At 46.9% G+C, this 24,274-nt stretch carries 23 protein-coding genes; 7 read left to right on the top strand and 16 right to left on the bottom strand.

The genetic code is table 11. The features are described from left to right. Nucleotides 1-44 precede the first annotated feature (44 nt). On the top strand, nucleotides 45-350 hold the full coding sequence (locus tag FGL86_RS12135; RefSeq protein ID WP_147184794.1) for a LapA family protein: 306 nt from the start codon (nucleotides 45-47) through the stop codon (nucleotides 348-350). Beyond that, entirely contained in the window at nucleotides 351-1,529 is a 1,179-nt protein-coding gene (lapB, locus tag FGL86_RS12130; protein WP_147184793.1) for a lipopolysaccharide assembly protein LapB, read from the top strand. A gap of 20 nt (nucleotides 1,530-1,549) precedes the next feature. Here lapB and pyrF read toward each other — a convergent pair whose 3' ends face one another. Continuing rightward, nucleotides 1,550-2,248, bottom strand: a complete 699-nt coding sequence (gene pyrF / locus FGL86_RS12125; RefSeq protein WP_147184792.1) for an orotidine-5'-phosphate decarboxylase — start codon at nucleotides 2,246-2,248, stop codon at nucleotides 1,550-1,552. 250 nt (nucleotides 2,249-2,498) lie between these two features. Here pyrF and FGL86_RS12120 point away from each other — a divergent pair, with 250 nt between their 5' ends. The 5 genes from FGL86_RS12120 (at nucleotide 2,499) to FGL86_RS12100 (ending at nucleotide 6,632) form a co-directional block, all read left to right on the top strand. After that, the gene (locus tag FGL86_RS12120; protein WP_147184791.1) at nucleotides 2,499-2,765 is read left to right on the top strand and encodes a ComEA family DNA-binding protein; all 267 of its coding nucleotides are present in this window, start codon (nucleotides 2,499-2,501) and stop codon (nucleotides 2,763-2,765) included. A gap of 263 nt (nucleotides 2,766-3,028) precedes the next feature. After that, a complete protein-coding gene (locus tag FGL86_RS12115) occupies nucleotides 3,029-3,544 on the top strand; it encodes an FxsA family protein (protein WP_147184790.1) in 516 nt (171 codons plus the stop codon). Nucleotides 3,545-3,746: 202 nt separating this feature from the next. Further along, nucleotides 3,747-4,040 carry a co-chaperone GroES gene (locus FGL86_RS12110; protein WP_147184789.1) on the top strand — a complete coding sequence of 98 codons (294 nt, stop codon included), beginning with the start codon at nucleotides 3,747-3,749 and terminating at the stop codon, nucleotides 4,038-4,040. Between the two features lie 75 nt (nucleotides 4,041-4,115). Next, entirely contained in the window at nucleotides 4,116-5,759 is a 1,644-nt protein-coding gene (gene groL / locus FGL86_RS12105; protein WP_147184788.1) for a chaperonin GroEL, read from the top strand. Nucleotides 5,760-5,906: 147 nt separating this feature from the next. Next, nucleotides 5,907-6,632: an RNA methyltransferase gene (locus FGL86_RS12100; protein WP_147184787.1), complete on the top strand. Its 726-nt coding sequence runs from the start codon at nucleotides 5,907-5,909 to the stop codon at nucleotides 6,630-6,632. A gap of 19 nt (nucleotides 6,633-6,651) precedes the next feature. Here FGL86_RS12100 and FGL86_RS12095 read toward each other — a convergent pair whose 3' ends face one another. The 15 genes from FGL86_RS12095 to FGL86_RS12025 all read right to left on the bottom strand — a co-directional run bounded on the left by FGL86_RS12095 (nucleotide 6,652) and on the right by FGL86_RS12025 (nucleotide 24,222). Further along, nucleotides 6,652-7,827, bottom strand: coding sequence for a DegT/DnrJ/EryC1/StrS family aminotransferase (locus FGL86_RS12095; protein ID WP_147184786.1), 1,176 nt, complete (start codon nucleotides 7,825-7,827; stop codon nucleotides 6,652-6,654). Nucleotides 7,828-7,862: 35 nt separating this feature from the next. Beyond that, a complete protein-coding gene (locus FGL86_RS12090; RefSeq protein WP_147184785.1) occupies nucleotides 7,863-8,462 on the bottom strand; it encodes a sugar transferase in 600 nt (199 codons plus the stop codon). A gap of 30 nt (nucleotides 8,463-8,492) precedes the next feature. Further along, nucleotides 8,493-9,767, bottom strand: coding sequence for a glycosyltransferase family 4 protein (locus FGL86_RS12085; protein WP_147184784.1), 1,275 nt, complete (start codon nucleotides 9,765-9,767; stop codon nucleotides 8,493-8,495). Nucleotides 9,768-9,834: 67 nt separating this feature from the next. Then, nucleotides 9,835-10,968 (bottom strand): glycosyltransferase, encoded by a 1,134-nt coding sequence (locus tag FGL86_RS12080; RefSeq protein WP_147184783.1) that lies wholly within the window; start codon nucleotides 10,966-10,968, stop codon nucleotides 9,835-9,837. Then, a complete protein-coding gene (locus FGL86_RS12075) occupies nucleotides 10,969-12,138 on the bottom strand; it encodes a glycosyltransferase family protein (RefSeq protein ID WP_147184782.1) in 1,170 nt (389 codons plus the stop codon). It lies immediately after the preceding gene. Next, nucleotides 12,135-13,304 (bottom strand): hypothetical protein, encoded by a 1,170-nt coding sequence (locus tag FGL86_RS12070; protein WP_147184781.1) that lies wholly within the window; start codon nucleotides 13,302-13,304, stop codon nucleotides 12,135-12,137. Before FGL86_RS12070 ends, FGL86_RS12075 begins: the two co-directional genes overlap by 4 nt. 198 nt (nucleotides 13,305-13,502) lie before the next feature. Beyond that, nucleotides 13,503-14,279 carry a glycosyltransferase gene (locus FGL86_RS12065; RefSeq protein ID WP_186764398.1) on the bottom strand — a complete coding sequence of 259 codons (777 nt, stop codon included), beginning with the start codon at nucleotides 14,277-14,279 and terminating at the stop codon, nucleotides 13,503-13,505. A 119-nt stretch (nucleotides 14,280-14,398) separates the two neighbouring features. Next, nucleotides 14,399-16,618, bottom strand: coding sequence for a polysaccharide biosynthesis tyrosine autokinase (locus tag FGL86_RS12060; RefSeq protein WP_147184779.1), 2,220 nt, complete (start codon nucleotides 16,616-16,618; stop codon nucleotides 14,399-14,401). 634 nt (nucleotides 16,619-17,252) lie between these two features. Continuing rightward, nucleotides 17,253-17,690, bottom strand: a complete 438-nt coding sequence (locus FGL86_RS12055) for a low molecular weight protein-tyrosine-phosphatase (protein ID WP_147184778.1) — start codon at nucleotides 17,688-17,690, stop codon at nucleotides 17,253-17,255. 14 nt (nucleotides 17,691-17,704) lie between these two features. Continuing rightward, nucleotides 17,705-18,787, bottom strand: a complete 1,083-nt coding sequence (locus tag FGL86_RS12050) for a polysaccharide export protein (RefSeq protein ID WP_147184777.1) — start codon at nucleotides 18,785-18,787, stop codon at nucleotides 17,705-17,707. Nucleotides 18,788-21,168: 2,381 nt separating this feature from the next. Beyond that, complete coding sequence (locus tag FGL86_RS12045; RefSeq protein ID WP_425468286.1) at nucleotides 21,169-21,438, bottom strand: helix-turn-helix domain-containing protein; 270 nt, start codon at nucleotides 21,436-21,438, stop codon at nucleotides 21,169-21,171. Further along, nucleotides 21,342-21,581, bottom strand: a complete 240-nt coding sequence (locus FGL86_RS18410) for a helix-turn-helix domain-containing protein (RefSeq protein WP_425468327.1) — start codon at nucleotides 21,579-21,581, stop codon at nucleotides 21,342-21,344. The genes FGL86_RS12045 and FGL86_RS18410 overlap by 97 nt, the downstream gene beginning before the upstream one ends. A gap of 231 nt (nucleotides 21,582-21,812) precedes the next feature. Next, nucleotides 21,813-23,021 (bottom strand): O-antigen ligase family protein, encoded by a 1,209-nt coding sequence (locus FGL86_RS12035; RefSeq protein WP_246131616.1) that lies wholly within the window; start codon nucleotides 23,019-23,021, stop codon nucleotides 21,813-21,815. 242 nt (nucleotides 23,022-23,263) lie between these two features. After that, the gene (locus FGL86_RS12030; RefSeq protein ID WP_147184774.1) at nucleotides 23,264-23,527 is read right to left on the bottom strand and encodes a hypothetical protein; all 264 of its coding nucleotides are present in this window, start codon (nucleotides 23,525-23,527) and stop codon (nucleotides 23,264-23,266) included. Nucleotides 23,528-23,835: 308 nt separating this feature from the next. Beyond that, nucleotides 23,836-24,222, bottom strand: a complete 387-nt coding sequence (locus FGL86_RS12025) for a histone-like nucleoid-structuring protein, MvaT/MvaU family (RefSeq protein ID WP_147184773.1) — start codon at nucleotides 24,220-24,222, stop codon at nucleotides 23,836-23,838. Between the last annotated feature and the right edge of the window lie 52 nt (nucleotides 24,223-24,274).

Raw genomic sequence — 24,274 nt, 5'->3', positions numbered from 1 at the left:
CACAGCGTCGCCTCGACTAAGGCAACAAAACTAAGGAAAACGTCATGCGTTGGCTTAAAGGTCTGATTCTGGCAATTATCTTGATCTGCGTGCTACTGGTCGGCATGCTTTTCGCCGTCAACAATCAACAAACTATCGCACTTGATCTCATCTGGATCGAATTACCCCCCGTCTCGCTATCCGTATGGCTGTTGGCTACCTTGGCCTGCGGTGTCTTGCTCGGCATGCTCGCCATGATGGGAGTCTATATCCGTCTGCGAGCCCTGCTGACTCGCGCCCAGCGGCACAATCAGCAGCAACGCAAGGAACTCGATCGTCTGCGTGTTCAGGAGCTCAAGGAAGTCGCTTGAATGCAGGATCTGCTGCTTCTCGCGTTACTGCTGTCAGCGGTCGCCATCGGCTGGTGGCTGGGTCGTCGTGAGAGAGGAAAACAGACTCCTTCGCCTGCTTCCTCCTTGTCACGGGACTACTTCGTCGGCCTAAATTATCTGCTCAACGAGCAGCCCGATCAGGCGATCGAAACCTTCATTTCAGCACTTGAAATCAACAGCGATACCATCGAAACGCATATCGCCCTGGGCAATCTCTTTCGTACCCGTGGGGAAGCAGATAGAGCGGTCAAGATCCATCAAAACCTTCTCGCGCGTCCCAGCCTCAATCAGGAGCAAGGCAGCCTGGTTCAACTCGAACTCTCGCGTGATTTCTTGGTACTAGGCCTACTGGATCGCGCGGAACGCCTTTTACAGAATCTGGTGCGTGACGCCAGCGATGAAAGGACTCGTCAAGCCGGAAAACGTTTGTTGGTCGATCTATTCGAGCGCGAAAAGGAATGGCAGGCCGCTCTGGATGTGGCACAACCCACTCTGGTACGCCAGCACGAAGATTTGCAGCGGGCCGCCGCCCACTGGCTTTGCGAACTGGCTCAACAGGATCTACAGTCCATCAGTCCGTCCATGGCTCGCAAGCGTCTGCATCAAGCGCTATCTATCGACAAGAGCTGTATCAGAGCCAACTGGTTGCTCGCCAGGATCGAGCATGAAACCGCGCACTACGCGGCGGAAATTCGTCTTCTTCAACGTATTCCGGAACAGGATGTGAACTTTACGCCCATCGTTCTTGAAGCCTTACGCGAAGCTTATTTATTACTGGATGACGAAACCGGCTTCGAAACGTATTTGCATCAGCTGGTGGAAACAACACCCTTGACCAGTGTAATCATCACCTTGGGCGACTTGCTCTGGCATCGACAAGGGTACGATGCCGCCGTGGAATTCATCAGCGCGCAGTTGGCACGGGAACCCAGTCTGCGCGGCGTCGATTATCTGATGCATCTCTACCGCCACGAAATGGGTCCTCAGGAGCAGCCGCGTATCGAACTGCTCAAGCGCCATACCGAGGCGCTCCTGGAAACCATGCCGCGTTATCGGTGCCGATGCTGTGGTTTCGCAGGCTTGCAGCTTCACTGGCAATGCCCACGCTGCCGCAGTTGGGGTACCACCAAACCCATCACGGGGATCGAGGGCGAGTAAGACGGCTTCTAGCGCACCTGTCAGCAAGCTAGCTCCTGCTCGATTGCCGCTAACGCCTCCATTGGTTCTTGTGCCTGAGTGATTGGTCGTCCGATGACGAGGTGCGTGCTGCCGGCGGTCATGGCCTCACCCGGCCCTAGAATACGCTGCTGATCATGCTTGATGGCAAATGCAGGTCGAATCCCCGGCGTCACCTTGAGGAAGTCTTCTCCACAGAGCTCGCGCACACGCGGCGATTCCCAGGCCGAGCACACCACGCCTTCCATGCCGCTCTGTTGCGCCAGTTTCGCCAAGGCCTCTACCTGCGCTTCCAACGAGCATGTCACGCCCACGTCACGCAGATCCTTTGCATCCATGCTGGTCAGCACAGTGACGGCGATGAGATGCGTGGGCAGATCATGCTGATCAAGACGCTCTCTCGCCGCCTCCATCATTTTTCTTCCACCGCTGGCGTGCACGTTGACCATCCAGACGCCCTGCTCCGCCGCCGCTTGCACAGCACTGGCAACGGTATTGGGAATATCGTGAAATTTGAGATCTAGAAAGACGTCGAAACCTCGCCCGTGCAAGGCTTGAAGAACATCGGGACCACTTCGTGTGAACAATTCCTTTCCCACTTTCAAACGGCAGCGCCGAGGATCGAGCTGGTCCGCCATACACAGCGCCGCATCCAACGAGGAGTAATCGAGAGCAATAATGAGTGGAGATGTGCACGCCATGAGTCAGCGTCTCAGCAGCAGGGTGGCTGCCTAGTATACCAACTCAAAATGGTAATTCAGCATCAAGCAGACCCCATACAGAAGAATGATAACTAGGCAACCAAGCCAAAAATAAATACTTAATTTTACTTTTTATTACAAATAACCTTGAAAAAGGAATCTTTGTTTGCTTTAGTTACTTTGTTCTTGGCGAAATTAGCGGCAAGTACAAGCGCGTTACCTCTAACTAGAATGAATCATAGGAAAACACATGAAAGCACTACTGCGCTCCTGTTCTATCGCCCTTCTATTGAGTCTATCTCCGTTCGTGATGGCTCAGGAAGTTGCGCCTATCAATATCAACACTGCCAGTGCCGAACTGCTTGCCGAGCTACCGGGCATCGGCGAAATCAAGGCTTCAGCCATCGTTGAAAATCGCCAGGCCAACGGTGCTTTCAGCAGCGTGGATGACTTGGCCCGAGTCAAGGGGATTGGAGAAAACACCGTCGACAAACTGCGAGATCAAATCGAGCTTTGAGCACCACTTCGATCTTAGCGCTGACCGCCATGATATTGGTGGTCGGCGCCTGAACTCGTCTCTTTTATTACACCAACCTTACTATCCCCCGACCTCCCCCTGCCGACACATTTCCGCCCATCGATCAGGCAAATACGACGTGTCCCGAGTCGCACCCCATGCTCTTCTGGCAAGCCTCCATGAAGCGCTAGCACTCAGTGCAGTACACTTGAAATCGCCGCATTGACCACCATTACACGGAAATCGACACTATCGGAGCCAACATGCCTCTGCTCTTGTTTTTTACTCTTTTTGCTCTGCTCGATTTCGTCATTCTATTTACAGTCGGTAGCAAAATAGGATTGCTGACCACCTTGATTCTGGTACTGGCGACCGGTTTCATCGGCCTCCATCTAGTACGCCGCGAAGGCGTTGCCACTTTCATGCGCGCTCAGCAGCGTCTTGCTCAAGGAGAGATCCCCTCCAATGAACTGATGACCGGCGCCGCGCTGATTTTCGGCGGCGCTCTGTTGATGGCTCCCGGTTTCTTGTCCGACGCGCTGGGGATTGCTTGTCTCTTGCCCAAGGCCCGCAAAACTCTCGGACGCTTGCTGGCAAAGCTCAGCTATAACGTCAAGGTCAAGGGTTTCAGCCAGCGTTACCAGCCATCGAACGACTGGGAGCAGGCAGGACGTAAAGGACGGGCCTCCGAGAATCCTGAAGAGACAAACAAGCCACGCGGTCAGGAAGGCAAGCCCTTGGAGGGAGATTTTATCGCCAAGGACGAACCGCGACGATAAATAGAAAAATTTGCGCCAAGCCCTTGAAAGACGTTGGCCAGCCCCCACTCTTGAGCTAGCAAAAGTTTTGGACCATCCACCTTGGTGAATGGCCAGTTAACCGGAAGGCAATTGCCTTCGCTTCAGGCTATACGCCTGGAGATGGTATTAACCCCCTGGCAAGGTTGCCAGGAAATAGCAAACTTTCAGGAGAACGTGAGCAATGAATATTCGTCCCTTGCACGATCGCGTCATTATCCGTCGCGTGGAAGAAGAACAGAAAACGGCTGGCGGTATCGTGCTTCCGGGCAATGCCCAGGAAAAACCCACTCGGGGTGAGGTTCTTGCCGTGGGCAACGGTCGTATCCTGGATAACGGCGAAGTTCGCCCGCTGGACGTGAAAGTCGGCGACAACGTGATCTTCAAGGAAGGTTTCGGCGTCGAAAAACAGAAAATCGACGGTGAAGAGGTATTGATCATGAGCGAGTCCGACATTCTTGCCGTGGTCGAAGGCTAATTCTTCACCTATCGCGTATTAGCTTTTTCTACATTGCTTGAGTTTAACGAACCCATAGTTTAGGAAGGTCTGAAAATGGCAGCGAAACAGGTCAAGTTTTCCGACGATGCCCGCAAGCGTATGGCGCGCGGTGTGGATGTTCTCGCCAATGCGGTGAAAATTACCCTAGGGCCGAAAGGTCGTAACGTCGTGCTGGAAAAATCCTTTGGCGCACCCACTGTGACCAAGGACGGCGTCTCCGTCGCCAAGGAAATCGAGCTTAAGGATAAGTTTGAGAACATGGGCGCACAAATGGTCAAGGAAGTCGCCTCCAAGACCTCCGACGTAGCCGGCGACGGCACCACTACTGCTACCGTACTGGCCCAAGCCATTGTCAATGAAGGTCTCAAGGGCGTGATCGCGGGCATGAATCCGATGGATCTCAAACGTGGGATCGATCAGGCTGTCATCGCCGCAGTCGAAGAAGTGCGAAAACTGTCCGTGCCCTGCACCGAGCCCAAGTCCATCGCCCAGGTTGGCACCATTTCCGCCAATGGCGATGCGCGCATCGGTGAAATCATCGCCGAGGCCATGCAGAAAGTCGGCAAGGAAGGCGTCATCACCGTCGATGAAGGTCGCGGTTTTGAAGACGAGCTGGAAGTGGTCGAAGGGATGCAATTCGACCGTGGCTATCTGTCACCCTACTTCGTGACCAACCAGGAAACCATGGCGGTGGAACTGGAAGATCCTTTCCTGCTGATGGTCGACAAGAAAATCTCCAACATCCGGGAACTGCTGCCGGTATTGGAAGCTGTGGCAAAATCCGGCAAGCCGCTGGCGATCATTGCCGAAGATATTGAAGGCGAAGCGCTGGCGACGCTAGTGGTCAACACCATGCGCGGCATCGTCAAGGTTGCAGCCGCCAAGGCCCCCGGCTTCGGCGATCGTCGCAAGTCCATGCTTCAGGATATCGCCATCCTGACCAATGGCACCGTGATTTCAGAGGAAGTTGGTTTGACTCTCGAGCAGGCAACTCTGGATCATCTGGGTAGCGCCAAGCGCATCACCATGTCCAAGGAAAACACCACCATCATCGATGGCGCCGGCGCTGAAGGTGATATCGAGGCTCGCGTTGGCCAGATCCGCGCGCAGATCGAAGAAACGTCTTCCGATTACGATCGTGAAAAGCTGCAAGAGCGGGTTGCCAAACTGGCGGGCGGCGTCGCTGTCATCCGCGTGGGCGCAGCAACTGAAGTGGAAATGAAAGAAAAGAAGGCACGTGTTGAAGACGCTCTGCATTCCACTCGTGCCGCTGTGGAAGAAGGTGTGGTGCCTGGCGGCGGTACCGCTCTGGTTCGTATCTTGAACAAGCTGGTTGATCTGCAAGGCGATAACGAAGATCAGACGCATGGTATCGCTATCGCACGTCGCGCCATGGAAGCACCGCTGCGCCAGATCGTGACCAACGCCGGCGAAGAAGCCTCTGTGATTCTTAACCGTGTCAAGGATGGGGAAGGCAACTTCGGTTACAATGCGCAAACCGGCGAGTATGGCGACCTGTTCGAAATGGGTGTCATCGATCCGGCCAAGGTAACTCGCAGCGCCCTGCAGTCTGCAGGTTCTGTTGCTGGTCTGATGATCACTACCGAAGCCATGATCGCCGATGATCCGGACGAGAAAGATGCTGCACCGGACATGGGTGGCATGGGCGGTATGGGTGGCATGGGCGGTATGATGTAATCGGTCCCTGTCATCCCCCGGTGCCATTCGTCAACGAACATCTGGCGCTACCGAGGACCGGGCCATGATAGAAAAGCCCCGCCGAGTTGACCTCGGCGGGGCTTTCTATTGATACACTCCTGTTTTCAGGCTCGACCTAGCGACTTCATGCTGACCAATATTCGCATCGTACTCGTTCACACCTTCCATCCCGGCAATATCGGACAGGCCGCTCGCGCCATGAAGACCATGGGACTGTCCGAACTCGTCCTGGTCAATCCGCGCAGCTTTCCTCACGAAGAGGCATCTCGCCTGGCCGCTGGAGCGAAAGACATCGTCGAGAGGGCAAGAGTCGTCGATTCCCTGCCGGAGGCGGTGAAAGACTGCGTTCAGGTCGTCGGCGCCAGTGCAAGGCCGAGAAGCTTGCCCTTGCCACATTTCGATGAGCCTGACCGCATGGCCCAAGCGCTGATTCAAAACGCGGGGCTGGCGCCGGTAGCACTAGTATTCGGCCGTGAGCGGTCAGGCTTGACCAATTCAGAAATTCGCTGCTGTAGTCATCAGGTCAGCATTCCGGCCAATCCGGATTACGGTATCTTGAATCTCGCCCAGGCTGTACAAGTGCTCGCTTACGAGCTGTTCCAAGCCAGACAAAAGCGGGCAGATCATGAAATCCCCTTCCGCCGCCCGGCTCAAGAGCCGCTTCCGACGCAAGAACAAATGAAACATTTTCACGAGCATCTTTCTCAAGTGGTGCAAAAAAGCGGCTTTCTGACTCAGCCACACGCTCAGACTGAACGACAGCTACAGGCAATATTCACTCGGGCACAACCAAGCCGAAAGGAATTATCGCTACTGCGCGGGCTGCTCAATGCCCTTTCCAGGGATACATAGCGCCTGCCGGTGCAGTTCGCTAGCGACTCGCCAAGACCATGACCTCGCGTAAGACATGACAGGTTTGCTGTATTTCCGACTCCTCGAGCGTGGGATGAACGAGAAACATCAGACTGGTTTCTCCAAGCTCTCTGGCGACAGGCAAAGGATGCGGCGGTCGATATGACGTCCCATCGAAGGCGGCTTCCAGGTACACTTCGGAACAGGAGCCTGAAAAGCAGGGAACGCCACGCGACAATACCTCTTCCATGATGCGATCCCGGTTCCAGCCATCAGCGAGTCGTTCAGGCTCAACGAAGACATAGCATTTGTAGCAAGCGTGTTCTAGATGGTCCGGCACCAATGGCACGCGCAGCCCCGGGCATTCCCGAGCCGTCTGCCAGATACGCCCTGCATTGTCCTGCCTCGACCGTTTCCACCCGGGCATGCGTGACAGCTGGATACGCCCGATGACGGACTGCAGCTCCGTCAAACGCCAGTTAGTGCCGAAACTCTCGTGCAACCAGCGAAAACCGGGAGGATGCTCACGCTCATAGACAGCATCCCAGCTCTTGCCGTGATCCTTGTATGCCCACATCGCCTTCCAGAGGTTACGGTCATTTGTGGTGACCATGCCGCCCTCGCCGCCCGTTGTCATGATCTTGTCCTGACAGAAGGACCAGCAGCCGACATGGCCTATCGATCCGACGCTCCTGCCTCGATATGTCGCGCCATGAGCCTGAGCGCAGTCCTCGATGACATATAGCTCGTGCCTGGCCGCCAACTCCATGAGCGCAGACATATCGCAAGGCCAGCCTGCCAGGTGTACGGCAATAATCGCCTTGGTGCGGGGTGTGATCTTGTCCGTGACGCTTTCCATGGCAATATTCTGCGAATCTCGATCGACGTCCGCAAAGACAGGAATCGCACCGGCAATGACGATACTCGATACCGAAGCCAAAAACGTCCTCGAGGTGACGATGACTTCATCACCCGGGCCGATTTCCAGGCTTTTTAGCGCCAGATCCAGCGCAGTGGTCCCGTTGGATACCGCGATGGCGTATTCACTATCGGCAAAAGTAGCAAACTCTTTCTCGAACTTACGCCCTTCCTGACCAGTCCAGTAATTCACCCGATTGGAAAGCAGCACACGAGAAACGGCTTGTGCTTCCTCTTCGGTATAAGATGGCCAGGGAGAGAAATTTCCATTCAGCATTGGAGGATCACTTATCAGGATTCAAAGGCTTGGGTTTACTTGCGAAAGTTACCGGTGAATTTAGGCATGGTAGTGTTATCAGAGTGATTGATTCCGTCTCGAACGAAAACCTTCTTGACGGTCAAGAGCAAAATTTTCAGGTCGAGCCAGAAAGTCTGATGATCGACATACCATACGTCCAGATCGAATTTTTTCTGCCAGGAGATGGCGTTGCGTCCATTGACCTGAGCCCATCCCGTCACACCGGGTTTTGCTTCATGGCGCCTCGCCTGATGGCTATCGTAGAGTGGTAAATACTCCATCAATAATGGTCTGGGGCCGACGAGGCTCATATCGCCTTTCAAGACATTCCACAGTTCAGGCAGCTCATCCAGACTTGTCGAACGAAGAAATCTGCCAAAAGACGTCAGGCGCTGCTCGTTAGGTAATGGATGGCCCTCATTATCATAAGCATCCAACATGCTACGAAACTTGACCATCTTGAAGGGAGCCCCATTCAACCCAGGCCGAACCTGATGAAAAAAAACGGGAGAACCCAGCTTCCTTCGTATCACGATCATCAACACGATAATAACTGGCGTGAAAAAGACTAGGACCGCGGCGGAAACAAGAATATCAAAAAAACGCTTCAGCATTTTTGTGTTCCAGGATAAGAATAATGAATTTCAATTGCCACAAGAAACCTGCTCTTTCCTCGTGGCTTCAAGCCAACTGACAAAGGACGCCGATAGCTTGTTACGATCGAATTTTTCACTGGCCAGAGCTTGAGCATTACGGCCCATTCTCTCAAGTGAGGGTGTATCGTCAGCCGCGGCTTCGAGGGCATCGGCGAATGCCACCGGGTCATCCGGCGGCACTACAAAGCCACAGTCGTATTCTCGAATCGTATCCGCCAACCAGCCGGGATAGTTGTTGAGCACGGGCAGACCAGCCGCAATATAGTCAAAGAACTTGTTGGGCGATGTTCCGTAGTAAAATGCTGGCACATTGGCTAGGATCTGCAAACCCAGATCGGCACTGGCCATTAGACCAGAAAGCCTTTCCTTGGACACCGAGTCATGAAACACAACATTGTTCAGTTGCTGGCGATGAGCCTTGGCCTGTAGTTCAGGTTTGAGTTTACCCTGACCTATCAACACAATTTTTATATCGTTGCGGTTTCTTTCCTTTAACAAGCGAGCAGCACCAAGTACAGAGTTCAATCCATTGGCAATCCCATGAGTTCCTGTAAACACCGCCATGAAATCGTCTTGAGAAACATTTTCAGGACGCCAGTGGCCTGGTTCTTTACAGGCCACTGGCGACTCGCTTGAGCGCCCTGTAAATGAGAACAAGTCCAGATCACAACCATTCGGAATCAAAGCCACCTTATCTTTTGAGACACCCTTGAGGATGATACCTTTCACTATCCCGGGGGATAAACCAATCAACCGATGAGCGCTTTTGTAGCTAGCCCATTCGAGCAGGCTCATGGCGGCAAGAACGAACGGATTCGTGATAACCCCCATTTCTTTTGGAAGCTCGGGCCATAAGTCACGCACCTCAAAAACAAAGGGTTTTCCACGAAGCCAACGTCCAACGATACCCGGTATACCCGCAGTCAGTGGAGTACTCGTGGCAAACAACAAGTCATACTCTTGTGTAAAAACCAGCTTGATACTACGCAGAGCAAACATTAAAAATAAAAAAGTTCGCTTAAAAAAATTATTATCATTGGAATACGAAATATCCAGTTCTATTATATTGATTCCTTGAACCACACCAATGCGCTTACCACGCTTGAAAGGCCCCACAAGCCCGGTGTTACCTTTTCCATAACTACCGCAAACCATGGTGACTTGATGCCCTTGTTTGACTAGCCGACGGGCAAATTCGTAAGAGCGGGTACCTGCGGCGCCCTGTGGAGTGGAAAAGTGCTGATGGAAATAGATAACGCGCATTATGATTAATCGACCTTATTTCTTGAATTCAAGAAACATGAATTTATATCAAGCGGACAAGCAAAATTTAACTGGCGGAATGGCATCCGAGTATGCCTTCATAAATTTTCAAAAGGCGCTGGTACTCTTTTTCCCAGTTATTATGATCAACAAACTTTTTGCCGTTATTACCCATTTTTTCTAATTCCTTCTTGTCTAGGCGAGCAAGCTTCAACAAGCTTTCAGAAAGTTTATCCGAGCTACCGGGTTCAATAAAAACGCCCGCATTGATACCTTCAAAGTCTTCTCGCCATTTCTTGAAATTGCTCGCGACAAAAGGCTTGGAAAAGGTCATATATTCATAAATTTTATTTGGGTCAATCATAGCGTGACCGCCAACGTCATTAATGTATATCAAGCCAATGTCGGATTTTTTTACATAGGCAAATGCTTTTTCCTGAGCCATTTTGGAAAAATAATCCACGTAATCCCAGCCTTTTCTTTTTGAAGCACTCTCGAGAAATTCTTGCTGCGCACGCCCGATCAACCATAAACGACAATCGATCTCTTCGTTGACTTTAGGTAGAGCATCTACCATTTCGTAGAGGCCTCGTGCCGGACTGACGCCACCAATATAGACAACCCTGAAGATACATCCTTTGTCATTTATTTGATTAGTTAATTTAGATACTTGCTCGATTAGCTCATCATCGACTCTAGGTAAATTTTTGATTATCAGACATTTATTACCCAGGCGCTCGGCAACTTCTCGTTGCGTAGCGATAGAAGCCTGCGCAACACGCGCTGTCAGCACCTCAGCCCTGCCAACAGCCCATGCAAAAAAGCCTCTTAAAATTTTTGGCAGCCAGTATCGTGAAAGTATTCTTTGCGTAAAATCTTCGTGTGTATCGTAAATTATTTTACTGCCGAAAAGGCGTAAAAAAAAAGCAATAGGAATAGTGTCCGGATTATGAAGATGGTAAATCTCGCCTTTCAAGAATAAAGCTTGAAATGAAATTAACGGTATTGACAAGAACCTTAGAAATCTATTCTTGCTGCTTCCTGCTGGTGGTATGACTTCAACGCCATCGATAAAATCCTTTTTTTCTATACGAGCTATCAACTTGACGTCGAAACCCGACCTGGCGAGAGACACAGCCTGTTTTTTAAAGACACGCACATCATCCCAAGCATGCACAGGAGCGATAATGATAATCGACATTTAACTTTTACCTGAATCAAAAATTTCCAAGACTTTTTCTTGATAGTTTTCTTTTTTCAACTCTTTATAATCTATTATTATATTATTATTGGAAATTTTTGAGATGGCGTTCTCAATTTCACTTTTCACATTTTTCACTAGAATGAATCTACTGGAAAAAGGAATAAAATCAAGAATTTCTTCATTCTCGTATAACAGCATTATGGGCTTGTTTTTACTTGCTAGATCGTATATCTTACCAGGTATCTGGTTTCCAATGTTATTGAGCAAAACAAGTAGAATATCGCCGGATTCAACCAACTGCGAAACTTCTTTATAAGGCATGCGCTTTTTTACACTTATATTGTTAAACGCATGATAATCTTCTTTCAAATCACCATTTCCTACTATGGCGAGTTCATGCGGTGAATTTTTTATAGCTTCACAGAAGGGATTCAAATTTCTGAATCTTGAATGAAAGTCCCCCGCGTAAATGAACCTGATTTTTCCCTCAAGCTTGATCGAATCTTCCTCTGGAAAACTCGTCACGTCACAATCAAGCCCTCTACTCAAAAAAAGAAATTTTTCTTTGTACGATGAACCCTCAGATTTTTCCAGGAAAGTCCCCTTCGAATTAAAAATAATATATTTGCTTTTGCTATAAATTCTTTTTTCTAAAATCTTGGTCAAGGTATTATTATAAGATGCAATATCTCCTGCCCAAGGATCACCCCAGTATTGATAGGTTTTAGCGCCGTTATTAATCAGTTTTTTTACAAAAGATGAAAACCATAAAAAATGCACTCCTTTAGGATCGGAGCTTATGATAACTATTTGGTATTTTTTATCTGGAGCATTATTATCTATACTTGTTACCATGTGACGATAATTTGCAGCATAACTATCAGGCACTATACTTTTTGTATAGTATTTTAATCGATCCTTTATTTTATTTAATTGCCCATATGATTTGCCTTTTTTTTGGCTGCTATTTTGAAAACTGAAGGGCATTTTCAATACTATATTGCTAATATTCGGTAATTCGCACATTTTTTCAGCATTACGTGGCGAAAATTCGATCGAATCTACCTGAAAACTTTGTGCAAGCGCCTTGACTAATTTTCGGTTTCTAATCGCCGCGGATGAATCGGACATTTCCAAGGCAGCTGATATAAATAAAACATTTTTCACTTATTGCTCCGATTACTTACACCTAAAAAATAATCTTTATATATGATAGCGCAAGGTATAAAAAAGAGATGATAAATACCTATTTTTATTCTGGTATGACTCCCTCCTCCAAAGTAAATTGAATAAATAACTACAGTTAAGATTATCCCTATAAAAAAAGCCAAACGCGGAGGGTGAATTATGACTTTGATCATGGCGCCAGGTTTTTTCAAGGAAAGATACATGAAAAAAAGTATAAAAAAATACAGACTGAATTGTGATATGATTCTCAGTACATCATGGGTATATCCATAGTCCGAGTTTCCATGCACAAATACCTGCGAAAACAACGATATCGGTATAGGCGTTGCAAAAAAACGTATTATCGACTGTACTGCATAGCCCGTGCTGAAACTTACAACAGTACCATCGAGTGTCTGAATTCCATTTTCTAAAACATATTCGGCCCTACCAAAAAAACGATAGAAAAGTTCAATCGAATTTGAAAAAATAAATATAGCTATTACAAAACCCAGTAAAAGTATGGATTTGAGCAATGTTATTGGATTTAGCCTGAAATTGCTCACTATATTTTTCAGCGCTACTGAAATGCCTAAAGAGACAATAATTATAGGCACATAAAAGGGCCGTAAAAAAACTAATGCAAATAAGCACAGAACTACTAGCGTCAATCTATAAAAAATCTTAACGTCATAATGAAAAAAGAAATAACATGCGCTCATAAACAATACAAAAGCCGTCATATCTCTTAGATCTACCTGAAACATATAAAACAAATAAGGGAAAAAAATAAAAATTAGCAATGCGCCCAATGCGCTATCCAACATCTTGTATAACACATAGAAATACAGGGGAAGAGCAATCAGGTTGATAAATTTCTGTGCAAACCAGGGATCTTCGAGCGGGTATTTAGCAAGCTTGTTCAGAACTATCCAGAACCATCTATCTTGAATAGCCAGCTGATCGAGCCCTTCGCCTAGATAAGCGTAGATTATTTCATCGCTTACAAAATATTCTGAATCGGATGTTATTGAAAATTCGATGGCAAAGACAAGATGCACTATTACTGTTAAGATTAATACCGAAAAAAAATAAAATTTCAGCTCTCTGGACTTTGTGCTAATCAACAAGAGTGCTGTAGATAATAAAAAAGTTAATAATATCATTTATGCGAAACACCCTTGTCCTGCATGTTTGAAACCGGATTGGCGTTTTTAACAATAAGTTTTTAATTAAAAAATTTATTAAAGATCACAAGCTTCATAAAGCCGGGAAGAATGCATAGGAATGCAAAAATATAAAATTGTAGCAGTCGACTAATATTTTATTACTGGGTTAAAATAGCTGGTTCGCCAGCGTCGAGGTTAAAACTTTCTTAGAGCCGTTCTAAAGTTTTTATTGATTTCTCGCCATGCAACATCATTCTGTGAATGATAAAAACCAAAATAAGCCAAGTATTCTCTCGCGAAGGCATGATAGAGTCTGTTAAAGAATCCTCTTGCAGGTTTATTGAGATTGATTACATCCAACCCTTCATCATGTTGCATATAGATATTCCCAATGTCTATGGCCGGGTCAGCAAATACCTCGATACCCATCCTTATACTTGCCATTCTGAACCATAAATCATCACATGTTGGGGCCAGTAAAAGAAATTTCTTGTTATTGATAAATTCTTTATCTATGAGATTTTTCCTATAAAGAATTCCGGCACAGCCAATAGGAAGTATATTATGCCCTTCCTCCATGGTTTCTAACTGGTTCCACCTGGAATAGGACTGCCATTTGCCGAAGAAATTCTTTTTCATCACCCTGGCTTTACCACAAACTATGGCATTTCGTTTCTTTTCCCCAGCAGTAACCAGCTTATTTAACCATTCTTCGTGATAAATGACATCGTCATCTATCGTAATAATCATATCGTCATCGTTAGCCATGTCAAATACGGGTATAAGCTTTCTATATGGACCGGTATTTTTAACGAAATTAACAACTACTTTAGCATTTTCCGAGAGCCATACAGGTATCTTTTCTATACCCGAGTCTTTTAAATATGGCTCCTTAGACAAATTTACAATAATTTTATCTGGCTTTTTATTTTGATATTTTAGTGATTCAATAGTATAAAAAAGTTTGTCCACTCGTTCCTGAGTAGTAGTGCAACTAATCAATATCATTTTCGAAAACTCATTATAAATGGTTTCTACTTCTTAGTTGTTACAATACTTCCTGTAAGTTTAAATCTACTGGCCAAACTAGATTAACTTGGCTTATAGGAGTAGTTATAATAGCCATAACCATAATCGGTAGCCGCCTTGCGTTCCATTGCATTCAATATGCACCCCTTCACGACTACACCGGAAGTTTCCAGGCGACGACTGGCAATTTTCAATTCTTTAGAAGAGTTTAGCTGGAAACGAGCGACTAAAAGCGTAGTGCCACATTGATTGGCTACGATTGCTGGATCTGTCACAGCGAGTACGGGTGGCGTATCGATAATGACCAAATCAAACATGGCACTGACTCTTTTCAGTAAATTAGTAAATGCTTCTGTCATCAGCAGCTCGGATGGATTTGGCGGGGCCATCCCTCGTGAAATATAACTTAGTCCTTCAATTGATGTTTCACGAATCACTTCTTCAAGACTATTTCTTCCAGACAATAAATCGGATAAACCGCCATCGCTTCTGTCGCCAAACGCATGATGTACATGCCCTTTACGCATATCCGCATCGATCAGCAGAACTTTCCTATCCACTTGGGCGCATACAGCGCTCAAATTAACGCTAATGAAGCTTTTCCCTATACCTGGGCTGGGACCTGTAATTACCAATCGATTGTCCGTAGCTTCCAGCATAGCAAAGTGCAGGCTGGTACGTAGGCTACGCAACGCTTCGATAGAAATATCGGCCGGAGTAGTCTCCGCCAGCACGCCAAAAGCAACATTCGTGCCTTTCCTTTCGTTTTTATACTTTATATATCTGACAAGTTTATTCTGCTCCTCGGAAAGTGGTACGGTTGCATATACAGGCAAACCGATTGATTCGATATGCTCTGGCGATTCGACGCCCCGATTGAAGAAGCTTCTCAGTACAACGATTGCTACGCTCAGCAAGCCACCTAACATGATAGCCAAGACGACCAAGAGCATTTTTCGCGGTTTAATAGGATTCGGCTGGACAACAGCCTCATCCAGTATTCTTACGTTTCCGACCGTACTGGCGCGAGCAATACTCATTTCTTGAATCTTGTTCAATAGCTGAGTATAGACCTGCTGGTTGACTTCTACATCTCGACTCAACCGCAGCACTTGTTGTTGAGTTTCAGGTAAATTCTTGACCTGATTATTTAAAATATCCCTTTCTCTCATAAGCTGCTGTTTTTTGTCCAGCAAGGCGGAATAGGTCGGGTGTGTTTTGGTAAATTTTCGAGAAATTTCAGCTTCGCTAAACTCCAATTCATTGAGTTGACTTTCCAGACTTACCAATCTTTCCAATATCGCCTGTGTTTCAAGCGACAGATCCACACTGTCGCGATCGGTACGATATTTGTTAAGCTCGTTTTCCGCCTGGCTGAGTTTCTCTCGTATAACTGGTTGCTGCTCTTCAAGAAACTCAAGGCTTTTTTCGGCTTCAGCTGCTTGTCTTTGAATATTCTGGTTCAAATATATCTGATCTATCGCGTTCAATGTCCTCTGAGCTCGCTGAGGATCAGTATCATTTAGCATTAAATTAAGTAATCCGCTTTCTTTCCCCTGTTCGCTTACGCTAAAACGCTTACGCAGGTTATTAATGGCAGCAAGCTGTGACGTTTTGACGAGATTAAAGACCACGCCTGGCTTCGCCTGTATTTCGATAATACGTAGTTTTATCCTTCCATCGTAAAACGTTTCATCTTCTCCTACTTTGCCTGTTTCGGAAAAGACGTCCTCTCGAGCAATCCTGTAGTTATTGTTATCCAACACTTCGATCGTCAACAGTTTTCCGAGGAGCTCTTGCGAGACTTGGAAGGTACCTATACTTATCTGCTCATTGGCCCACATGCTTTGCCGTAAAAAATCGCTGTCGGCGTCAGCCAAAAACGCCGGACGCTCATAACCGTTTCTGACAAGAAACTCACCAATAATTGGCAAGTAGTTGGGAATAATTTGTATATCCAGCCTTTCTTGGTCGACGGCTTGACCGAGCACCATACGTGATTTAAGAATACCTAACTCGGCATCCGACTTGGGTTCTTCACCCAACATAGTACGTACATCCTCGAGCGGGTTTGCTGCACCTTTCTTGCTTTCTACCTGTATTAGGGAATCCGCTCTGTAGACAGGCTTAGCCAACAAAGCATAAATAACACCGCCTACTGCAAACAATAGGGTAAAAATCAGAATAAACCACTTGTGATCCAATAAAAGACCTACCAGACGCACGAAACTTATATCTGAATCATCCGTTCTGTCTTGTTTAGGTTCAGAATCTTTCAACATACGACTTCCTGTGATTAAACAGTTGCTAAATTGGAATTTCAAGTAATGCGTATTTATTAAGCGGGATATTGTTCAGCAAGCAATTACAAGTCAAGCAGTTCTATACATAAATTGAATGACACAAAATACTGACCGGCTCGAGAATCGAAAGATGTCACTGCTTGCCACGTTTTGGTGAACACTACTCATTTAAATGTTCAACATGGCAACTATCTATTAGTTCTTGAAGTTATGGTATTTCATTTAAAGAGGTTTGATTCTTAATTTAAAGAGGCCTTCACAAGGAGCCGTACACAATTTTAGTGCATGTATTGTTAATTATGTGCTTCCCGATGAGCCACTCAAATTATAGATCGCTGATCTTTCGAAGTATCAATAATTATTCTTGCAAAAAAACTGTTTTCCAGATGCTGTTTAGCTGGCGTTCTTATGACTTTAGACCGGTCTAGTAGTGGACGGACTCGTCAGAAATCTTATCGGCAGGATAATAAAAACGCGATCTACAAAAGAGTGTTGCAGAAAAAACAGAGAATCAAGACGCTATCTTGTCAAGTTAAAGATGAATATTCGCATTGGTATCGATCTCTGTAGACAGCAGGTTATAAATCTAGAACGGCTGGATTACATCGATGAATCATACTAACTTCTTGGCCCAAGATTTCGTCGCTTTCTCAAGCAAGTCATGCACGTGCTGAAACGCTTCTCTGCTTTTTTTATAAGGGTCCGGTATGTCCTTGGTTTTTTCTTCCAGCCATCGCCCAATCAGCATAGTCTTGCCTGTCGAAGCAGGATCGATGTCGCCCACGGCTCGGCGTTGTCCTTCACTCATAACGAGTACTATGTCCGCTTCTCGCACCATTTTCGCACTCAACTGTCTCGCTTTGTGCGAACCCACATCGTAGCCGGCTTCTTCAGCTAATTCTCGCGCAGTAACGTCCACGCCCTCACCGACCAGAGCAGCCAGACCAGCCGATTCAATATGCAAATCGGGAAGGCGATGCCTAAGCATCGCCTCCGCAACTGGACTACGACAAACGTTACCTATACATACGACTAAAATACGATCAAACATAGGGATAAAACCATTTATAGGTCTTGAACGTCGGTCGCCGTACCAGTAAACGCTCCTGGTAGATTGATAGTCGGCAGTAACAAGCTGATGACGCGGTTCCAGCGTGCAACCGGTGCGGTGGTAACGTAAATCACGTCTTCAGGCTGCAGGATAAAACTTTTTCCCATACTAAAGGCTGCTGCATTGCTTACATCCAGTTGGAACACAGTAGCAATCTTGTCCTCGGTTATTTCTTGACTACGTATCACGAAGATTCCCGATGGCTCAGCTGTGGTTTCATCGATACCACCGGCGCGAGCTATGGCGTCGGTTAGCGAAATTCGTTCATTACCCAAAGGTAGGTTGCCCGGTATTCTTACTTGACCCATGACCGCCACGCTTTGATTCTCTGACGTAGGAATGTGCAGTACATCGCCATCCCGTAACAGCATGTTCTGGCTAAGGTCGCCTTCGCGCATTAAATCGTATAACGAGATTGGCGTCTCGACTCCGTTGCGAGTGAGAATGATATTGTGCCAATTAGCGTTTTCGCTGGCCCCGCCGGCTTGGCTAACAGCATCGATTATCGTCATGGGAACGGTCGTGAGGGGCAACGGACCAGGCTGTGCAACCGCGCCACTCAAGTAGACCTTCTTGGAGCGAAAGTCTGCCATCCTAACATCGACTTGAGGATCGGCTATGTATTCGGAGAGTCGACGGGTCAAGATCGCTCTTATTTCATCCATCGTCTTACCGACGACTCGTACCCTGCCAATATAGGGATAATAGATAGTGCCATCGTTTCGCACCTGATTCCCCGCTTCAGCTGCGCTCCGTTCGGAACCCGCAGGGATGGTCAGCTCGGGATGATCGTAGACGATGATGTCAAGGATATCTCCTTTACCGACTTGATATTCATAATTTTCTTTTGCCGCTTCCAAATCACTGTTCGTGCGAGAGGCAGCTGACCGCGAAATTTCTCGGTATGTTGCGAGCAGTCCCGGGGTTATAGGTCGAAATTCCACCAATTCGTCAATTGGTGCTGCCTCGGACTCATATTTGAGATCGCTACCTGGAGCCCAAGAGCAACCGACTAGTGTACTGGCAGCAAGAGCCATTGTCGGGATCCAGAGTCGACATATTTTTCTTGGCATAAAATATCTCTCATCGATAAAGAGCGGTTAGTGGTTGGTTACAATAGCACACTTCAAATTATAACCAAACATTCCGTTTCTTAAAACTTGATTGCATTTGCGTCTAAACTATAACCTGCTAATGATGAAAAATGCTTTAAACAACAAGCCATATCCTCAACTTTTGTCTATTGTTTTTTTAATTCTCACGGTGTTTTTTCAACCATAGACCAGCGAACGGATTTTTTAGATACTGGTCAAATAGTTTTAATTTTTTGCTACGTTATTATTTAATTTGTGGTTATAAAAATGATTTTTTAGAATGATAATTTACATTCATTATGTATTGACAATTCTATACCTCGAATATTTCAGCATCGATACATTGCAGGCAGGCAGGCATGCTTGAAAGTGCCTTGCTTTGAGTATTTTTCCACGCTACCGCCCGAAAGATTAATACGACATTTCTTCCAAGCCGTCTGCAAGCTCAAGACCATATTAATGTTTCAAAAAATTACGATTTTTACAATTCTACACACTTATTGCCGGACTTGCATACGAAATAGAAACTAGTAATATTTAATTACTATCCTAGTAAATTTGAATTAGCGACTGTGCCTTGCTAATCGTCCATGCAAAAAGCGAATGGGATGTCTCTGCTTTAGCCAGACACCGCACCATTCGCCCTACGTCAATTGACTGTTTCGTTTTTTTAGTTTTCGGTTCTTGCAAAAATCGACTTTCAAGTATTTTCAGTGAAGCATGTTGCTGCTCATACCCAATTTTTCTCTTCTATTGTCAACAAAAGCTGTAACGACACTTCATTGAGCGTGGTGCTACGCGCATCACAAGGTGATCGATGCCAAATAAACTTATTCTAAATTAGAAATTTTACCTAACGTGGCGATAAAACCGTGCCATTATATCCACTGCACGCCCCTGGAGCTACCCAAGGCGTCCATCTCCTAGTGATAACGTCATGGAATAGGAATGGTTTTTTAGGAGTACCATCAGAATCGTTAGCAAGATTTACACAAACCATGCGGAATTCGAACTGAACCTGGTCTGCTCAGAATAAGAAAATGACTCACGAAGCGAATGGTTGAGCATAAAGATGTTTAAAATCAATTTTTTATCATTTTCTACCAAATAGCTTTAATTTTTTACCTTAATGGCTTAGCGCGGAACGTAGCGTAAATCGTCGAACGTAGCGTAAATCGTCGCTTTTTTTCTCCAACGATTCTTCAACCGTAATGGGTTCAGACCTGGTTCGATACATGCTTTGGAACAAGATAGACTGTCGGAAAGATTTTAAAAATAACAGCTATAAAATCGCTAGGTCGCTAACCATGATGCAGTCCGCAGCTTAATGGAAGTCATCAACCTCGATAACGAAACGTCGATGAAGAGGATGGGTGACCGCTAACTCATAGTCTACAAAGGTGAGGCACTGGTTATCGCTGATCGCGTCGATAGTGGCAGCCTATGATGTAAGGACTACGGGCCGAGCCGGCTCAAAATCCAAGGTCGTGACAAGCTCACGGCGTACGCTGTAGGCAGCAAGTGTTCGGATACATTGAGTTGGACTGAAATCAGTAGTGTCCAGCATAGTACGATTGGACAGGTCAGCTCAGGACTTTTAAAGCCAAGAAGTCCGCATGAATCATTGTCCAAGTTTACTGGACAAGATCAGCAGTACCTGAATGGTCGAGTGATACAGTTGATACTGGGATTACCATTCGGTCAACATATGTAAAACGTGTTATAGTCATTATCGCTGCACAATAAAGTAACTGTTAGTGTTAGGAGAACCATAGATGTTTAAGTCGCGTATTTCAGCAGACCTAATCGCGATTCTTGAAGGGTTTACATGGCTTCTCTTAGCCTGGTCGATCAGCGTAACAATTTGGTTGAAATCAAGCCTACCCTTTTTCTTTACTTCGGGAATAGTCATTGCGCTTGTTCTAATTGCATGGATGCATAAACCGTTGCGTATTACCATGCAGCGTTTCCGGACACGCCGCCGACGAACGGAAATGTACATGCATCTTTTTTCGTTGCCTGTTATTTTGGCATTATTATTGACAGTTATAATCGAAACGTTATTTTCCATGTCACTCAATGGTTTCCACAAAACATTGCTCGTCAACATTATGGCAACGTCTGGATGGATATTTTTTATATTGACTCTAGTAATAAAGCAGCTTCATTTTGTATTCAACAGTAGAAATTTCGGGCGGCACAGCTAGTATCCCCACTCTTGTATACGTCGCCGCGCTTTCCCTTGACGTTCGGCGTCTGACCCACCGGGGCAAACGTCTTCTGATGCGGGGAACAAAGATAAAAGCTCGACTCATCGACGAAGATCAGCGTCTCGCCCCGGGCCTCGACGGATTTTTTACTGCCGGCCAGAGCTGCGCTCGCCAGTGCTCGATGGTGGCCTCGTCCCGTCGGCTATCCCGCCGTTTAGGGACTTGCCAAGACCAGCCCCATTGCCGGAGCAGGTCACTGATCTTTGAGATGCTGTAACGGACATCGGTCAGGCGCGCGATGGCATCGGCAATGCGCTGCGTCGTCCAGCGCTGATCCTCGTAGCCGAAGCCTTCCGGGCCCAGCGCTTCCAGTGTCGCCAACACCCGGGCACGAGCTCGGCAGGCGGACGACCGGATCGCGGTTGGGTCTTGAGGGCCGCTTCGCCGCCCTGGCGCGCTCGAACGACCCATTGGCTGACAGCGCCTTGGGTAACCTCCAGGCGTCGGGCGACTTCCGATTGGCTCATGCCGTCCTCGACCCACTTGACGGCGAGGGAACGGCGATAGGCGTGAGCGGAGTCCTGTAGCATAGCGATCACGTGTCAGTGTGTGTCTTCGGTCGACAGGCATGCCATTGTGAAGCTCCTGTATCGTCAGTAAGAAACGAGTTCATGGATTATGGTCGACATGATTATTTTCAGACACATATCAAGGCCCATGAATCCTTCGTCATGATCTCTGGTAAAGCATTTCGTGATTCACTGACTTGACCGTTGCACAGCGCTGTGTTTTGTCGAGTATTGCCATTTCCAGTAATGAGTTATCAGTCCTCCCACGATCAGATTATGGACGAATACACCGGTTGAAAAGGAATTGTAGGACTCGAACTGATTGATGACTAGCCAGTAGACAAAAAATCCGGCGCCAAATAGCGCCATGTCGCCGGGTAACGCGCCGCCCCGCCAAGCCAGCCAAGTAGCGCGCCCCACCCAGACTGCCAAGGCCGCGATAACAACAAAACCCAGCGCGCCATAAGCGACCCAGATTTCCAAAAAGAAATTATGCAGATGTCCGTAGTTTTGCTTGACTGTATTTGGCAACCAGTCGGTATGTTCGATAACTAGACTACGGCCTTCGCCCCCCCAACCCACGAGCGGGCGCTCTTCGATCCATTCCATAGCGGCGCGCCAGCTATGAATGCGAATCCCGATACTGGAATAAGGCAACGTTTCGATATTGCCCGAGGCAAGCTGCGCAATAACGCCGGATTCTTTCGTCAATCGTTGCTTCAAGGTTTCGTGAAATGCCGTTCCTATTCCCCCCAGCAGCACTAAAAAAACGCCAGCGCTAATTATCAGTGGTTTATAGTGCTGACGATTCGTCGATGAGTGGCGTGCTTGCTTGATCAACCAGACAATACCAACGCAAGGTAATGCCAGCCCCAGCGATAGCCACACCGCGCGGGTTTGGCCTACCAGTACTCCACTCAGGCAGATGATCGTCAGGCAGGTCCATAGGCCTATACGCCAGACTCTTGCGCGTCCGGGAGAGGCGAAACGTCTAAAGAAAACGATCAGTCCAAGCAGCGCCACGCCAAACAACATGGAAGCATGCTGGTTATTGCGAATACCGAATCCGACTCGCTGGCCCCCGAAACCCGTGATCCATTCCTTGATGCCGTCTCCTTGGACAAAGGTGGTAACGAGATAACCCAGCAGTGCCAGTAGCCAAACCATCAGCGTATTGCGTGTACTGCCTCCAAGCCACCAGGCAACGCCTATGAAAATGAAGAGTTTGGCGAGCCGGTCGATTTGGGGATTATCAGCTACCCATTCGGGGTGATGAAAGTAACCTAACGTCCACGACAAAAGCTGTACGCCAATAGCCGCGAAAAGCAGCCAGACCGCCGCAGCGTTTCGAATACCTTTTCCGTATATCAACAGCGCGGTTAAACCCGACAGCGCCATAAACGTCTCAGCGGGGCTACCTACTCGGTACCAAAGAAGATGAAGCGCTGCGTACAGTATTAAGCTGACTTGCCCTGACCACCATAACCAGTTGCGACAAGTCCAATAATGCGGTGTATACCAAAAAATAGAATGATTCACGTTTGATAAAAGCCTTCTAAACGGCATCATTACAAAAACGACCGAGTCGACACGCCAATTCGATGACTGGTGTCGAAATGCAATGCTTTAAATAAAAGGTATCAGCTGATTTTCTTGAGTTTGAGTAGCGTTTGTAACAGCGCGGAAACACTATCCGAAGCAAGCTGATACTCGTCCATCAATTCAGTAAGACGTTGTTCGAAAATGCGATGACGTTCATTTTCGTGTTGGCTGAACCGCTTTTCCGGATGCTCGTAGGCATTTGCTACTTGCGTACCGGGCATTGGTTTATCCAAATTCTGTAGCGCAGCGGCAAAGGCATCATCAAGTTCGCGAAACTTGCGTAGTTTTTCGCGCTCGTCCATCGGTTTATAAGGTTTATTATATCGCATTAGTTTAAGTTTATTTACGATAAGGTTTCAGGTCAGATCACTGGTTCTCAACAAAAGCAATAGCAATAACTCTCAAACGTCAGCCATGATTACCAAGGTATGCCGATGAGCACTAAACTTGCCGAATGCATTGATACAAAGGCTTTTTTACCTGTATCTACTTTTTGAACTGAAAGATGAGGCCGTTTGTATCACCTCATCTTGTCTACAGCCACGCTAAATTTATTTTAAATCTTAAAGATATCATTTTACCAGTCGTAAAAAGGTCTCGCCCATCTTTCTTATTCTTCTATACGTACTAGCCAGGATTCGACTGTATCGTTACCATAATCGTCTTTCCAGGATTTTAATGTTTTTTGATTACCGCCACGTGTCTCAACGACTTCGCCCGTATTGGGATTCTTATAAATTTTAAGCTTGCGCCTGCGGCGCCCGGAAGTACTCGAACTGGTTGTATATGCTGATGCAGTGCCGGTACCTGATTGCTTAGGATCAAGCAGATTAATAACGTCACTAGCACTTTTATCAAATTCCGCCATCAGCGCTTCAAGCTTTTCCTTGAATTCCAGCTCCGACTTCAAGCGCTGATCGCCTTCCATCTTATCAAGCTCTTCTTGCAGTTGCTTAAGCAACTGTTCCTTTTGAATATATTCGTTCAGCAATGACATAAAAAATCCCTAACGTATAGTTGACATGAAAGCGCTAATATTATTGTACAAT

The organism is Pistricoccus aurantiacus, assembly GCF_007954585.1.
Taxonomy (GTDB): Bacteria; Pseudomonadota; Gammaproteobacteria; order Pseudomonadales; family Halomonadaceae; genus Pistricoccus; species Pistricoccus aurantiacus.
This window is presented reverse-complemented; position numbering and strand designations above follow the sequence as displayed.

Excerpts from the sequence above, each read along its gene's own strand:
- FGL86_RS12135 (WP_147184794.1), top strand. The coding sequence starts at position 45 with ATGCGTTGGCTTAAAGGTCTGATTCTGGCAATTATCTTGATCTGCGTG.
- lapB (WP_147184793.1), top strand. The coding sequence starts at position 351 with ATGCAGGATCTGCTGCTTCTCGCGTTACTGCTGTCAGCGGTCGCCATC.
- pyrF (WP_147184792.1), bottom strand. The coding sequence starts at position 2,248 with ATGGCGTGCACATCTCCACTCATTATTGCTCTCGATTACTCCTCGTTG.
- FGL86_RS12120 (WP_147184791.1), top strand. The coding sequence starts at position 2,499 with ATGAAAGCACTACTGCGCTCCTGTTCTATCGCCCTTCTATTGAGTCTA.
- FGL86_RS12115 (WP_147184790.1), top strand. The coding sequence starts at position 3,029 with ATGCCTCTGCTCTTGTTTTTTACTCTTTTTGCTCTGCTCGATTTCGTC.
- FGL86_RS12110 (WP_147184789.1), top strand. The coding sequence starts at position 3,747 with ATGAATATTCGTCCCTTGCACGATCGCGTCATTATCCGTCGCGTGGAA.
- groL (WP_147184788.1), top strand. The coding sequence starts at position 4,116 with ATGGCAGCGAAACAGGTCAAGTTTTCCGACGATGCCCGCAAGCGTATG.
- FGL86_RS12100 (WP_147184787.1), top strand. The coding sequence starts at position 5,907 with ATGCTGACCAATATTCGCATCGTACTCGTTCACACCTTCCATCCCGGC.
- FGL86_RS12095 (WP_147184786.1), bottom strand. The coding sequence starts at position 7,827 with ATGCTGAATGGAAATTTCTCTCCCTGGCCATCTTATACCGAAGAGGAA.
- FGL86_RS12090 (WP_147184785.1), bottom strand. The coding sequence starts at position 8,462 with ATGCTGAAGCGTTTTTTTGATATTCTTGTTTCCGCCGCGGTCCTAGTC.
- FGL86_RS12085 (WP_147184784.1), bottom strand. The coding sequence starts at position 9,767 with ATGCGCGTTATCTATTTCCATCAGCACTTTTCCACTCCACAGGGCGCC.
- FGL86_RS12080 (WP_147184783.1), bottom strand. The coding sequence starts at position 10,968 with ATGTCGATTATCATTATCGCTCCTGTGCATGCTTGGGATGATGTGCGT.
- FGL86_RS12070 (WP_147184781.1), bottom strand. The coding sequence starts at position 13,304 with ATGATATTATTAACTTTTTTATTATCTACAGCACTCTTGTTGATTAGC.
- FGL86_RS12060 (WP_147184779.1), bottom strand. The coding sequence starts at position 16,618 with ATGTTGAAAGATTCTGAACCTAAACAAGACAGAACGGATGATTCAGAT.
- FGL86_RS12055 (WP_147184778.1), bottom strand. The coding sequence starts at position 17,690 with ATGTTTGATCGTATTTTAGTCGTATGTATAGGTAACGTTTGTCGTAGT.
- FGL86_RS12050 (WP_147184777.1), bottom strand. The coding sequence starts at position 18,787 with ATGGCTCTTGCTGCCAGTACACTAGTCGGTTGCTCTTGGGCTCCAGGT.
- FGL86_RS18410 (WP_425468327.1), bottom strand. The coding sequence starts at position 21,581 with ATGAGCCAATCGGAAGTCGCCCGACGCCTGGAGGTTACCCAAGGCGCT.
- FGL86_RS12035 (WP_246131616.1), bottom strand. The coding sequence starts at position 23,021 with ATGGCGCTGTCGGGTTTAACCGCGCTGTTGATATACGGAAAAGGTATT.
- FGL86_RS12030 (WP_147184774.1), bottom strand. The coding sequence starts at position 23,527 with ATGGACGAGCGCGAAAAACTACGCAAGTTTCGCGAACTTGATGATGCC.
- FGL86_RS12025 (WP_147184773.1), bottom strand. The coding sequence starts at position 24,222 with ATGTCATTGCTGAACGAATATATTCAAAAGGAACAGTTGCTTAAGCAA.